Genomic DNA, 13,928 nt, shown 5'->3' on the forward strand with positions numbered 1-13,928 from the left:
AAAGGGAAAAGAGCTCGAAACGGCCTTTGGCGGCGAGTTTATCGAGCGGTGCCGCAATTTTCTCTATGACCCCGGCATCTCGATCATTGCCGCAGCGCGGACTGCTCTTGCCGCCGGGCGAGTTCACGCCCTTCATGATCCGACCGAGGGCGGTGTGGCAACTGCAGTGCACGAAATGGCAGCAGCTGCCGGCTTGGGCGCCGTCGTCTATCGCGAAAAGGTGCCGATTTGGCCTGAAGGCAAGCTGCTCTGTGACCACTTTGGTCTGGATCCGCTGGGTACATTGGCTTCCGGCGCGCTCCTCGCTGCAGTTCCGGCGCAGTCGGTAGATGCCATTACCAGAGCCTTTCGCTTGCGGGGCATTCCGACGGCCGAAATCGGCCGCATGACGCCGCCGGAAGAGGGGAACATCCTGATCGAGAACAATCTGCGCCTGCCTTTGCCCGTCTTTGCTCAGGATGAAATCCTAAAGGTCTTTGTTTAGTTTGACCTTATCGCCGTAAAAATCGCTTGCGGAAAACGTTCTATTTGATTAAATTGATTGACTTTGCACCTCAGCCAGTAGGACGACGGCGTGTTTCAGGAGCTCGGCGAAAAACTCGAGACGGTTCTGCGCAATCTGCGCGGTCAGGGCAAGCTGACGGAAAAGAACATTGCCGACAGCCTGCGGGAGGTTCGTCGCGCTCTTTTAGAAGCCGACGTCAACTATAAAGTCGTCAAGCAGTTCATTGAAGACGTCCAGATACGGGCAGTCGGCCGGGAGGTGCTCAAGAGCATCACGCCGGGACAGATGATCATCAAGATCATCTATGATGAACTGGTCAAGCTCATGGGCCCGACGGATTCGTCGCTCCGCATCGGAAACGAAATTCCGAGCGCAATTCTGCTGTGCGGCCTGCAGGGGTCGGGTAAAACGACGTTTGCCGGCAAGTTGGCGCTGCATTTGCGCAAAAAGGGACACAATCCGCTGCTCGTTGCCGCCGATGTGTACCGGCCCGCTGCCGTCGACCAGCTGCGGGTGATCGCCAAGTCGCTCGGCATGGCCGTTTATGAAGAGCCGACCGCCGATGCGGTGGGCATCGCGAAGAACGGGGTTTTGCATGCCCGTAAGACCATGCATGACGTGGCGATCATCGACACGGCCGGTCGGCTGCACATCGATGATGAGATGATGAACGAGATTGCGGCGATCAAGCAGGCGGTGACGCCGAGCGAAATTCTGTTCGTCGCCGACGCCATGACCGGTCAGGACGCCGTCAATGCAGCTTCGGCCTTTAAGCAGCGCATCGACTTTACCGGCATCGTACTCACCAAGCTGGACGGCGATGCGCGCGGCGGCGCAGCCCTGTCCATCCGCGCCGTAACCGGCAGGCCGATCAAGTTCGTCGGCGTGGGCGAAAAGCCGGATCAGCTCGAGCTTTTCCATGCCGAGCGCATGGCTTCGCGCATCCTCGGCATGGGCGACGTTGTCACGCTGGTCGAAAAAGCGCAGCAGGCCATTGATGCAGAAAAAGCGGCGCGACTGGAAAGCCGGCTGCGCAATCAACAGTTTACGCTCGAGGACTTTCTCGAGAACCTGCAGCAGCTGAAAAAAATGGGACCTTTGCAGGATATACTCGGCATGCTGCCGGGCATGCAAAGCAAAGCCCTTAAAGGCATGCAGATCGACGATCGGTCACTGATCAGAGCCGAGGCGATCATCAACTCGATGACGCGCGAAGAGCGTCGTTCACCGCATATCATTAACGGCAGTCGACGCAAACGCATTGCCGCGGGCAGCGGCACGACGGTTCAGGAAGTCAACCGTCTGCTGCACCAGTACGAGGCAATGCGGCAAATGATAAAAAGTTTCAAGCATCGCGGCAAATTTCGCATGCCGCTGGGATTCTAATCAAAGGAGGTACTTTAATTGGCGGTAAGATTAAGACTGACCCGGATGGGCCGTAAGAAACGGCCGTTCTATCGCATCGTTGCCGCAGATTCCCGCAGGCCGCGGGACGGCAAATACTTGGAATTGATCGGCACCTATAATCCGCTTTTGGATCCGCCGGAGGTGAGGGTCAATCGGGAAGTTGCGCTGAAATGGCTGCTCCAGGGTGCGCAGCCTTCCGACACGGTGCGCAGTCTGCTGCGTTCCCAAGGCATATTGTTCGAGCTCGATTTGATCAAGCGCGGCTTGAGCAAAGAAGAAATCGAGGTCGAATTTAAAAAATGGGAAGCGTTAAAAGAACAGCAGGCGAAAAAACGGGAAGCTCTTTTGGCCATGAAGAAGCGCGGAGCCGGCAAGAGCGCTCCTGAACCGGCCAAGACCGATGCATCGGCGGCCGCCGAAACGCAAGCACAGCCTGCTGCCGAAGCTTAAGCGATCGTCCTTTCATGAACAAATTTCCTGAAGGCGCGGACGATTCATCCGAGTTCATCATCATCGGGCGGATCATCAAACCGCACGGTGTTCGCGGCGCGCTGAAAATAGAACCGCTGACGGACGATCCCAAGCGGTTTACCCTGCTCAAAAGAGTCTTTATCGGCAATGACGCGGCGTTTTATCAGGAATACCAAATTGCGCGCGTTCAATACAGCGGCGGCAGCGTTCTGTTAACTTTGAAGGAGCTGACGACTTTTGAACAGGCAGATCGCCTGCGCAATCAGTATGTTCAAATTCCAGAGAGCGAGTCGTTACCTTTACCCGACGGCGTGCATTATTACCACGAATATGTAGATTTGTCCGTCTTTACCGCCGACGGCTCTTATATCGGGCGGGTGAAGGAACTGCTCGATTTGCCGGCGCAGGATCTGTTCGTCATCGAAAACGAGCAGGGCAGAGAGATTCTGATTCCCGACGTTCCCCAGTTCATTCGGCAGATCGACTTTCTGCAGAGAAAAATGATCGTCGAGGTGATCGACGGTCTTTTGAGCGAATGAAAGGAGTGACTTTGGGTGGATATACATGTGATCACCGCTTTTCCGGGAACGTTTTCCGGGTTTCTAAGCGAGAGCATGATCAAGCGGGCGATCGCAAAAGGCGAGCTGAAAGTATATCTGCATGAACTGCGCCGCTATGCCGAGGACAAGCATCAACAAATCGACGATTATCCGTACGGCGGCGGCGCCGGCATGATCCTCAAGCCGGAACCGTTGTTCCGCTGCATCGAGGATGTATATAACAGATTCGAACTCGAGGGCGTGCCGGTCACTTTGTTGACGCCGGCAGGCCAATTATTTACGCAGAAAAAGGCCGTCGAGCTCTCTCTGAGGAGAGCGCTCGTTCTGCTGTGCGGCCATTATAAAGGCATCGATCAGCGGGTGATCGATACCTTTGTGGGCGAAGAGATCTCGGTCGGCGACTATGTTCTCTCAGGCGGCGAGGTGGCCGCCATGTGCGTCATCGATGCCGTCACGAGACTGCTGCCCGGCGTTCTGAACGACATCGATTCAGCGGTTACGGATTCTTTTCAGGACGATTTGCTGGATCATCCGCATTATACACGGCCTGAAATTTTTCGCGGCCTGCAGGTGCCGAAGGTATTATTATCCGGCGATCATCGTGCCGTCGCCGAATGGCGGCTGGAAAAATCGATTGAAATAACGCGGAAACGCAGGCCGGATATATATCGAAACTATCTGAAAAAAATGAAAAACGAATAAAGCTTCTCTCAGGAGGCAAAGCAATGAACAAAGTCAATGCAGTTGCAGCGGCGCAGCTTCGGGACGACATTCCCGATTTTCACGCCGGCGATACGTTGAATGTGCACGTCAAGGTGGTTGAAGGAGATAAGGAACGAATTCAGGTTTTCCAAGGCATCGTCATCAGCCGCCGCGGGAGCGGCATCAACGAAACGTTCACCATTCGTAAGGTGTCAAACGGCGTCGGCGTGGAAAGGATCTTTCCTCTCCATTCGCCGAGCATCGCCAAGATCGAACGCGTACGGGAAGGCAAGGTCCGCCGCGCCAAGCTGTACTATCTCCGTAAGCTGTCCGGAAAAGCCGCGCGCATCGACGAAAAGCGCAACGAATAGTCCTAATACTGCTCGAAAAAAGAACCGGTGTCAAAAGGGCATCGGTTTTTTTATCTAAACAAGTGAATGTTATTCAAAACAGCTTGACATGACGAAATGAATTCAATACATTGGTCTATAAAGAAAGGACCAAAGCAGGAGAAAGGATTATGAAAGACTTGGCAAAATTGACGTTGACGGAAGTTTTTAGACGTCGGGAAACGATGAATCCCGATGAGATTCTTTTTTCCTTTGTCGATGAGGAGCCTTTGCGAAACAAAGATGTGATCGAGCAGGCCAAGGCGATTCAAAAAGCTTTGCGCCATTTCGGCATCGAAAAAGGCGATCGCGTGGCCATCCTGGGCGAAAACAGTCCCCAATGGGCGGTTGCCTATCTGGCGGCAGGCGTAATGGGCTGCATCAATGTGCCGATCTTGCCCGATTTTCACAAGGCGGAAGTTCACCATATTTTGCGCAACTCGGAATCAAAAGTAATCTTTATTTCCTCCAAGCTCGCACACAAAATCGTCGATGAAAAGTTCAAGGACCTCAAAATCATTGTCCTGCTGGACAACATTTTGGAAGCGTTTCCAGACAAAGAAGTTCTTACTTTTGACGAAATGGTCGAGCTCGGCAAAGGATTGGACGGTAAACCCGTCAGCTATGACGTCGATGAAGAGGACTTGTTGGAGATACTCTACACTTCGGGCACGACCGGTCATTCCAAGGGCGTCATGCTGACGCACAAGAACATCATTTCCAACGCCATCTCGGCCATCAAAATGATCGACGTCAGCGAGAAGGACCGCTTGGTATCCATTCTGCCCATGTCGCATTCTTACGAGTGTACCTGCGGTTTCATCACGCCTTTCATGGTCGGCGCCAAGGTTTATTACATCAAGGGACTGCCGACGGCGCAGACGCTGCTGCCTGCGGTCGCCAAGATCAAACCGACCATGATCCTTTCGGTGCCGTTGATCATGGAAAAAATCTACAAGAAAAAGGTCCTGGCCGAGATCAACGCCAAGGCTGCTTCCAAGCTGCTCTACCGCCTGCCGGCTACGCGCAAGCTGGTCAACAAGATTGCCGGCAAGCGCCTCTATGAAGCGTTCGGCGGCCAGTTGCGCTTTATGGTATTCGGCGGAGCGGCCACTCCGCCGGAAGTGGAGGACTTTTTGATGGAAGGCGGATTTCCTTATATCTGCGGTTACGGCCTTTCCGAAGCCTCTCCGCTGCTCACGGTCAATCCGGTCGGTAAACAAAAGAAGGGCTCTGCCGGAGTCATTGTCCCCAGCGTTCAGCTCAAAATACATGATCCCGATCCGGAAACCGGTATCGGCGAAATTTACGCCAAAGGCCCGAATATTATGAAGGGCTATTACAAAAACGAAGAAGCCACCAAAAAAGCCTTCAGCGAGGACGGGTGGCTGATTACCGGCGATCGCGGTTACATTGATGAGGAAGGGTACTTGTTCATCAAAGGCCGTTCCAAGAACCTTATCGTCGGACCAAGCGGCGAGAACATCTATCCGGAAGAGATCGAATTTCATCTCTCCCAGAGTCCGTATGTGCTCGAATCGCTGGTTTATGAATCCGAGCGCCGGATCGTCGCCCGCGTTTTCCTGGACTATGATGCCATCGACAAGGAATTCGGCACTTCCAAAATGGACGAGACGGAAGCCCGCAAGGTCGTCGAAAAGTTGTTGGAGGATATTCGGCAGCGGGTGAATGAAAATGTGGCTGCTTATTCGCGAATCCACAAAATAATCGAGCAGCCGGAAGAATTTGTCAAAACACCCACTAAAAAAATCAAACGCTATCTCTATACCCAATAAAAAAAGCCGCATCGAACGATGCGGCTTTTTTTATTGTTTTGAAATTATCCGCGGTTTTGGATTAAAGTCTTTGGCCCGTCCTCAAAAACAACGGATATTTTGTTCGCGTCGATGATATTCACTACAACTCCATCGCCGAACTTGTCGTGATGAATCACCTCGTTGACCATGTACTTTTTGTTCATCTGATACGAAACCGGCGTTTCGGTCTCTGATTTGGCCATGAGTCTCGACCATTTGCGGCTCATCTTTACGGCCGGATCGATTTCTTTTTTGGCCGCCGTTTTGGTCGATTTTTTAGGTTTCTCTTCTTTGCCGACCGGCAAGTAGCGATGGGACGTGTTGCAGCTCCTGCACAGAACCCGTTTGATCTTTTGCTCGTTAATGACTTCGATGATGTGAATGGTTGCCGATTTGCACTTACCGCACAGGGCTTGAACCTCATCCCCGACTTGAAAGGTTTTTGACATGACGGAAATCCTTATGTTTCTCAGGTTTCAGACAGATCCCTGCTGCCTTGATTAAATATAGAGAAAATAATCGATAATTCAAAGCAGTAATTTCAACTCTAATAAGGGCCTGGAACCTTTAACGGCTTTATGATTTAAAAAAGTACTTTTGATTTCTACTGAAAACTGGTACTTTATATGATGTAACCAATCACGAGGTGAAAAGGAGATGAAGATTCTCGGAAAAACGATTTACGCTGTCGGTATTCTACTGCTGGTTGCGGGTTGTGCTAAAAAGGTCCCTGAAGATGCCGTCGTTCAGGTTGGAGATCGCTACATCACCCAAAAGGAATTCGAATATCGAGCCGCTTTTACTCCTCACCCAAACTTTCCCACCTTCAATCGGAATTTGGAGAAGGTTCTTCTCACCAATCTGGTCATGGAAAAGATTTTTGCGCAGGAATTCGGCAAGAGCAGCGAGCTCAGCCGCAATGAATTGTTCCGCGCTTTCATAAAAGGCCGCAAAGAGCAGGCAATGCGCGAGCAGCTGTTCTATAAAAAGGCTTACGACGTCGTCAAGCTCGACAGCGCTGAGGTGGAAAAGACGCTTCGCCTTTCTCAGCGGGAATACGACCTCGAGTTCTATTCCATTCATAACGATTCCATCGGCAAAGCGCTGCGCGCCCGGGTTCAGGCTCACCCCGATTCCGCCTTGGCGATTTTCAACAGCATTATGCCTGCGGGCAAACGACCCACTTGGACGGCAAAGTGGAAGGACCCCGATCACATCAACATCCACGAAGCCCTTTTTTCGGGTCCGCTCAAGCAGGACAGCGTAATCGGACCGTTGCAGCTGGATTACGACCAATGGATTTTCATCAAAGTGGTCAACTGGCGCGATGTGTTGCTGTTCGGCGGCGAGGACGCCAAACTGCGTAAAAAAGAGGTGATCGAAAAGCTGACCCTGAACAAGGCGACGCGCAATTGGGATAGGTATCTGAAGGAGGTCATGAAGGGGAAGGAGATTCAATTCAACCCCGATATTTTCAAAAAACTTGCCGATTTGACCTACGATTTGAACCGCACGCAGGATCAACAGAAAAAGCTTGAGATTCTGGGCCGTTTTTGGCAGATGGAGGACAGCACCTTGGTCGCTTCCGACCTGCCGACGGAAGAAGCTTTCCTGCAGCAGCCGTTCTTTACAATCGACGGCATAACATGGACCGTCGGCGATTTTCGCAAGGCCCTCATGTCGCATCCGCTTGTCTATCGTCGTCAGGCGATGAACCGCGGCCAGTTCTATTTCGAATTCAGGCGCGCCATTGCGGCTATGGTGAGAGATCTCTATCTCAACAAAGAAGCATACAAGATGCGCCTGGATAAAGATCTGAAGGTGGTGCGGGCGGCGGAGATGTGGGAGGATGCCGTAATTGCCACCTTTGAGCGCAACCGCATCATTTCCGAAATCGCCAAGGCTTTTCCTGACACGACCGATCCCGCGCGCCAGTTTAAACTGAACAAAGCTTTCGACGAATACCTCGACGGTCTGCAGAACAAATATCAGAAAAAGATTGTCGTGAATCGTGAGATATTCGACAAGATCGAGATTCCAAAGGTGCAGGTATTCGTCGTACAGCAGAACGTCCCCTATCCCATTGTGGTACCGCAATGGCCGATGTTCTATACGAAAAACATTATCGAAAATTTGCCCTATAAAGAGAAATAACGTCACTGCGAAATCTGCCTAATTTTCCGCTAATTTTCGACAACTAAAAAACAAAGGGCGTCCCAAAGACGCCCTTTTCCGTTTATGGTAATGCCCTCTTGCGCGTCATCGACCGGCCGATGCTTCGGCCTGGTTCAGGCTGTCCAATTTTTCGACGGCAGGCATATAGTCCGGCCGCAGCTCAAAGGCCTGCCGGAAATAGCTGCGGGCCGAATCGCTGCGGTCCATTTTGAGAAACTCCAAGCCGATACGATAAAGCACCTCCGGACGAAGGCCCAGGCGATTGAGTCTTTTCAGTCGATCGATCGCTTCGGCATGGCGTCTCAAGAGAGAGGCGGTCATGGCTGAGTTGCTGAGAGCTGCGGCATTCTTTGGATCGCGGGAAAGAACGGTATTGAACTCGGTCATCGCTTCGCCGAACAATCCCATCTGCGCATAAAGAACCCCTAAATCGTTGCGCGCCTCCTGATCTTCCGGCGCCAGCCGAACGAGATCCCGATATTGAGCCAGTGCATCCTCATAACGACCGACAGCGATCAAAGTTTTTGCTAACTCCCGACGCACTGCCGGTTGGTCGGGCACAAGCTGGACGGCGCGGCCCAGTTCCGCAAGAGCACCGGTGGTGTCCCCCAGAGCCTTGAGCGTCAATGCGGCATTGAAAAACGCCTCGGCGAAGGCGGGGTCGGCCTGCCGGGCTGCGCGGAAATAGTTCAACGCCCTGTTTTGCTGCCCGTTATTGATGCAGCGAATACCAATGCTGTTGAACAGTTCGGCGCGCTTTCGCTGCGGCAGGTCAGACTTTAAAAGCAGGGTTGCCGCCTCGTCCGTTCGGTTCAATTCGATCAAAGCGCGCAGGCGATTGGCTGAGGCATCGGAGAGATGGGGCATAAGGCGGCATGCGCGGGCAAAGGACTGTTCCGCCGCCTGCCACCGGCCTTGACGACTTTGCGCAACTCCCAGATTGTTGCTGAGGAGGGCATCCTGCGGCAATATCTCCAAAGCCGAGGCAAAACATTTCTCGGCGCCGGAAGCATCGCCTAGCGCATTCAACAGAAATTTGCCGTAATTCTCACACAAAATCCAGTCCTGCGGAAAGGTTTCAACCGCTGTTCGATACCAGGATTCGGCGCTCTGAAGTGCAGCCGGACCTTTGAATATCTGCAGCCGTTCGATGCGGTTCTGCACTTTGGTTAAAAGTTCGCGATACTCGCTTTTTGCCGTAAACGGCGGGTCGGCAAAGCGGCGGGCAATTTCTTCCTGAATGCGCAGGGCATCCCAGCCGGTATAAGCAAGAGAGCGAGCCGTCTCCTCGATCGTAGGCGGCTGCGAGCTCTGCAGCCCCAAAGCGGCTTCGACCTTGGGCAGCAGGGTTCCGGCGAGGAGGTAGTTGCCGCTGAAGGTAAAGTGAACATGATCGAGAAACAGATCTTGGCGTTCACGCTGCAGTTGGGCGTTGAGAAAATCCATTTCAAGGTCTGCGAGAATTGCCCGACTCTGACCTGCTGCGCGGCGGATCAGCTCGTTGAGACGGGAGTCGGCGCGAAAACGCAGGCCGTCCAGATCGCGGGCGCGCAGAAACAACCGCCGGGCTTTTTCGATTCGGCCGGCTTCACGTTCGACCTGAGCCAGTGCATAAACAACCGTCGCATCGCTCGAATCGATCTCGGCCGCCTGCGCGTAGAACGAGGCCGCCTGAGTTGGGTCACCCCTTTTCGCTGCTTCTTCGGCTTGTCGGAGCAAAGTTTGCTTTTTTCCCAAAAGATCCTTAGGCAGCTCTTGAGGAAGCGACAGAAACGGCGCCCAGTCGGTCAGATTGGTCGGCACCGTGCACAGAATGAGGGGTACTTTGGCTTTGGCGGAGATATCACAGATGTGGTCCAGATTGGCTGCAAACGATCGATACACCGTCGTTAGAGCGGGATCGTCATGGCGGAATTTGTGCCTGAGGAAAAGCTCCAGGCCGCCCCATTCCTGCGGTTCCGTTGATTTTTTAAAGAGTCCCCGCACAGCGGCGGCAGCTTGTCCCCATTTAGTGCCGCTGATTTGAACGGCAAGACGGATCAGGCGAGGGTTCTTTTGCCATGGGCTCAGTATGGTGCCCGGTCCGTAGGGGCCGATGACCTCATTGTTGCCCATCAGAACGATGAACAGGTCCGGCTGTTTTTTGCTGCATTCCTGAACGATCGGCAAAATAACATGTGAGTTGACGGCTGTTGCCGCCGTATTGATGACTTGGAATTGTTTTTCGGGATGTCCGGCCGCAAGCATTCTCTCCAATATTCGGCTGAAAGAGTAAGAGAAATCGGGATCGCCCATGGCTGCCGACGAGCCGAAGACAAAGATCCGACAGGCGTCAGGCGCTTTATGCTTGGGGAAGATGAATCGGCCGGTGCTGCGGGCGAGTTTGGGCGGAAAAAAGCGGTAAAAGAAAAAGGGATTGTCACGAATAAAACGGCCTTTAGACGTTGATACGGTCTGAAAAAAGCTCGTCGGATAGCCGAAAGAGAACGCACGGAGACTGAATTCCACAAGAAAGAATAAAGCAATCGGTAACAAAGCAATGCAGAGCCAAAAGGCCAATTTACGGAACATGCCGATGCTCCTTGATTAAAGTTCCCAACCGGCGCGGTATTCGTAATGCAGCAGCCGATTGGCTTCCTCGTCGTCGAAGCGCATGGCGGCGGCGTCCCAATGCAGCTTTCTGCCGCCCAACCGGACGCAGATGGTGCCGATCAGCACGGTTTCGGTGAGCGGTCCGGCAAAGCCAAAGTGCGAGGCGGTCGGCGTGCCCTCTTTGCAGGCGCGGATCCATTCGGCATGATGGCCGATCGAGCGCGGCAGTGTTTTGGGCGGGCGCCGGTACTCGCGCATGCGCGTTTCGGGAATGAGGCGGGGGATTTCGCCGCCCCACCCTTCAACCAGCATGGCGCCTTTATCGCCGATAAAGATCAGTCCGTCTTCTTTGGGCAGAGCGCGATAATCTTCCAGCTCTTTGGGGCGCTCCGGCAGCAGCCCGCCGTCGTACCAGTGCAGCTTGACGGCCGGCCGATCGCCGACGGCCGGAAATTCGTAGTGAACGATTGACGCAACAGGAAGAGAATCCGGAAAGACCGGCGTCGAGGAGGCGTGCACCGAGATGGGCGCCGTCAGCTTGAGGGCGTCGAAAGCCGGCGCAATGTTGTGGATGCCCATATCGCCGAGGCCGCCTTCGCCGAAATCCCACCAGCCGCGCCAGGCAAAGGGAACATAAGCCGGGTGATAGGGCCGAAAAGGCGCCGGGCCTAGCCACAAGTCCCAGTCCAAATCCGGCGGTACCGGCGGCGTTTCTTTCGGACGTTCGATGCCCTGCGCCCACCAAAGGTCGGTGGTGCCGAGCCGCGTCGGGCGGTCAGACCATACATGCACTTCCCGCACCGTGCCGATGGCGCCGTCCGCCAGCCACTCTTTGATCAGGCGATTGCCTTCGAAAGCCATGCCCTGATTACCCATTTGCGTAGCAACGCCGGCCTCTTTGGCGGCCTGCGCCAGCATCCGCGCTTCATACACCGTATGGGTCAGCGGTTTCTCGCAGTAGACATGTTTACCGCGTTTGATCGCCGCCATGGCTGCTACGGCGTGTGTGTGATCCGGCGTCGCCACTAAAACCGCATCGATCGACTTTTCCCGATCGAGCATCACGCGAAAGTCCTTATAACGATTCGCTTTCGGATACTTTTTGAAACTATCCGCCGCGCGTTCCCAATCCACATCGCAGAGGGCGATGATGTTTTCACTTTCAAGCTGTTCCAAATCCCACGCCGCCTGTCCGCCGGCACCAATCGCGGCGATGTATAGCTTGTCGCTGGGTGCAGTATATTTCGGTCCGCCGAGAACATGTCTGGGCACAATGGTAAATGCCCCAATGACAAGCGAAGAATTTTTGAGAAAAGACCTGCGCTTCATGCTTTCCCCTCGATTAGAGTCCAAAGACGTTTGACGAAATCTTGAAGCTGGTGAATGTAGAAAAATCGCCGATATCGGAGGTATGCCGCCCTTTTATTCGGCGATAACAACGAAAAAAAACCGAATCAACGAACGAATCGCTCTTCCGCTAAATCACCGATTTTGGGTCGATCGATGCAGATTAATGGAATAATCGAAGACAAATTTAGAGCCCTTTCGCCAAAAATCCCACAACATTTTTAACGAAATCGTTCTGCAAATCGAAAACAAAAAAGCGGTTGAGATATTGAGAAACGAAGCGGGAAGTGAGAGGCAATTGGGGAGAGTAAGCCGAGCAGGGTTTAAAAAGGCAGCCTTTCTCGAAGGGAAGGCTGCCTAAGGACCAGAGGCTAATCGAGAAGGCTCATTTTGCGCGAGAGCACCATGCGCTTGCCGCCCGAGCCGTTAAATTCCAATTGATAAAGGTAGACGCCCGCCGAAACTCTATTGTTGGAATCGTCGCGCCCGTCCCAAATCAGACGCTGTTCGCCGGCAGGAAAATAATCCGAAACCAGCGTGCGCACCGCTCGGCCATGAAGGTTGTAGATTTTTAACATCGCAAATCCCGGCGAAGGCAGTTCAAAGCTGATAACCGTGGAAGGGTTGAAAGGATTCGGATGATTGGGCCGCAGCTGAGGAGAGAGCGGCAAATGACCCTGCAAATGAACCGCGGACGCTTCGCTTTTGCAGATAACCACGTCGCCGGCATCGGGAACGGCGTCGAACTGGAGCGTGCGCGTTCCGGAAACCTCGACGATCTTGAACGGCACCGGCACGCCGTTCTGCGAGACCGTCGCTGCCGGCCAGCCTTCCGGCAACGGTCGCCGCAAAGTGAGCGGCACATTGAAAATCGAGTCGTTCAAGGCATCGGTCACCTGCAGCGTAATGGTGCTGTCCGTTGCCGCCGATTCTCTGACCTGCACGGATTTGCGCTCATAGATGTAGCGGGCAACAGTTCCGAACGATTCGACCCAGTAGTCGTTGGGCGCCGTTTTCAGCGAATCCAAGGCTGCGCGCAGCTCGCGGGAATCGACCGGCGACCAGCCGCCGTCGTTGTCGATGCCGTGCAGTAAAAAGACGCACCAGCCTTTGGCTTTCAGAGCCGATTTAGCGCTTTTGTAGAAATCTTTGCCCGTTCTCACCGGGCCCTGGTCGCCGCAAATAATCGAGCTGATGTTCATAAAATCCGACGGATTGTTGGAAACAATAGAGCCGGAACAGATGCGCGCGGCGATGTAATATTTTTCACACAGTGACTTTTTTGCCGGTACGCAGAAAGGATAGGCGAGGGTGGCGCAACGAACTTCGGGTATGTTGCGGTCGATGGTCCGTAAAGATTCCTCCAGCTCGAATATCTGCAGGCTGTCCGGCATGCCGCTGAACGATTGATGCGTGACCGTATGGGCTGCGACTTCGTGCCCCTCCAACGCCGCCTGACGCAGCGCCTTCCAGTTTGCCGGCCAACCCCAGCCGGAACCGGTTACCGTAAACAGGGTGAGTTTGTAGCCGTATTCGTTGAACATTGGTACGGCTATGTTGAGTTGATTGGGGCAGTTGTCGTCGAAGGTAAAGCTGACGGCAACCGTTCGAAAATCGCGCCATACGGCGACTTCGTACGGAGTCTGAATACTTTGTGCTTGAAGGATTGAAACCAGGCCCAAAAAAGCCGACAAGAAGAGGAATCGCTCGAGTTTTTCCATGCTGTTTAGCTCCTTTGCTTGCTTTGATACAGCAAATAAAAGAATGAACTCTTGCTCGAAAATGTAAAGCCGTTTTCTTTGTTCAATTTAAAGAATAATTTGCTGTAACTAACGGATGAGCAAGGTAAAATGTTTTCGCAATCATGTGTAAGAAATCCAAGCGTTATTTATAGTTGTTCGGGATAAAAATAATCAATCAATTTTTCAATAGGGGTCAAACCGTTAAGAGAAGCATGCGGTTT

11 protein-coding genes and 1 pseudogene are annotated in these 13,928 nt (G+C 53.3%); 8 read left to right on the plus strand and 4 right to left on the minus strand.

All coding sequences use genetic code 11. From position 1 onward, the window contains the following. The 7 genes and pseudogenes from ONB24_01500 to ONB24_01530 form a co-directional block, all read left to right on the plus strand. A partial coding sequence (locus ONB24_01500) for an AIR synthase-related protein (protein ID MDZ7314776.1) occupies positions 1-484 on the plus strand: 484 nt, incomplete at its 5' end. 90 nt (positions 485-574) lie between these two features. Beyond that, positions 575-1,891, plus strand: a complete 1,317-nt coding sequence (ffh, locus tag ONB24_01505) for a signal recognition particle protein (protein MDZ7314777.1) — start codon at positions 575-577, stop codon at positions 1,889-1,891. An 18-nt stretch (positions 1,892-1,909) separates the two neighbouring features. Then, positions 1,910-2,176: pseudogene (gene rpsP / locus ONB24_01510) on the plus strand (30S ribosomal protein S16). A gap of 200 nt (positions 2,177-2,376) precedes the next feature. Continuing rightward, positions 2,377-2,922: a ribosome maturation factor RimM gene (rimM, locus tag ONB24_01515; GenBank protein MDZ7314778.1), complete on the plus strand. Its 546-nt coding sequence runs from the start codon at positions 2,377-2,379 to the stop codon at positions 2,920-2,922. Between the two features lie 15 nt (positions 2,923-2,937). Continuing rightward, entirely contained in the window at positions 2,938-3,645 is a 708-nt protein-coding gene (trmD, locus tag ONB24_01520; protein ID MDZ7314779.1) for a tRNA (guanosine(37)-N1)-methyltransferase TrmD, read from the plus strand. A 23-nt stretch (positions 3,646-3,668) separates the two neighbouring features. Beyond that, positions 3,669-4,016, plus strand: a complete 348-nt coding sequence (rplS, locus tag ONB24_01525) for a 50S ribosomal protein L19 (protein ID MDZ7314780.1) — start codon at positions 3,669-3,671, stop codon at positions 4,014-4,016. Between the two features lie 149 nt (positions 4,017-4,165). Then, positions 4,166-5,830, plus strand: coding sequence for an AMP-binding protein (locus ONB24_01530; protein MDZ7314781.1), 1,665 nt, complete (start codon positions 4,166-4,168; stop codon positions 5,828-5,830). A gap of 44 nt (positions 5,831-5,874) precedes the next feature. Here the strand turns inward: ONB24_01530 and ONB24_01535 are convergent, their stop codons facing one another. Continuing rightward, positions 5,875-6,300, minus strand: a complete 426-nt coding sequence (locus ONB24_01535; GenBank protein ID MDZ7314782.1) for a hypothetical protein — start codon at positions 6,298-6,300, stop codon at positions 5,875-5,877. 208 nt (positions 6,301-6,508) lie between these two features. Here ONB24_01535 and ONB24_01540 point away from each other — a divergent pair, with 208 nt between their 5' ends. After that, positions 6,509-8,005, plus strand: coding sequence for a hypothetical protein (locus ONB24_01540; protein MDZ7314783.1), 1,497 nt, complete (start codon positions 6,509-6,511; stop codon positions 8,003-8,005). Between the two features lie 105 nt (positions 8,006-8,110). Here the strand turns inward: ONB24_01540 and ONB24_01545 are convergent, their stop codons facing one another. From ONB24_01545 to ONB24_01555, 3 genes are all read right to left on the minus strand, one after another. Next, a complete protein-coding gene (locus tag ONB24_01545; protein ID MDZ7314784.1) occupies positions 8,111-10,597 on the minus strand; it encodes a tetratricopeptide repeat protein in 2,487 nt (828 codons plus the stop codon). Between the two features lie 15 nt (positions 10,598-10,612). Continuing rightward, positions 10,613-11,947 (minus strand): Gfo/Idh/MocA family oxidoreductase, encoded by a 1,335-nt coding sequence (locus ONB24_01550; GenBank protein MDZ7314785.1) that lies wholly within the window; start codon positions 11,945-11,947, stop codon positions 10,613-10,615. A 389-nt stretch (positions 11,948-12,336) separates the two neighbouring features. Continuing rightward, complete coding sequence (locus tag ONB24_01555) at positions 12,337-13,686, minus strand: polysaccharide deacetylase family protein (protein ID MDZ7314786.1); 1,350 nt, start codon at positions 13,684-13,686, stop codon at positions 12,337-12,339. Positions 13,687-13,928: the final 242 nt, after the last annotated feature.

Source organism: candidate division KSB1 bacterium (assembly GCA_034505495.1).
GTDB lineage: Bacteria > Zhuqueibacterota > Zhuqueibacteria > Residuimicrobiales > Krinioviventaceae > Fontimicrobium_A.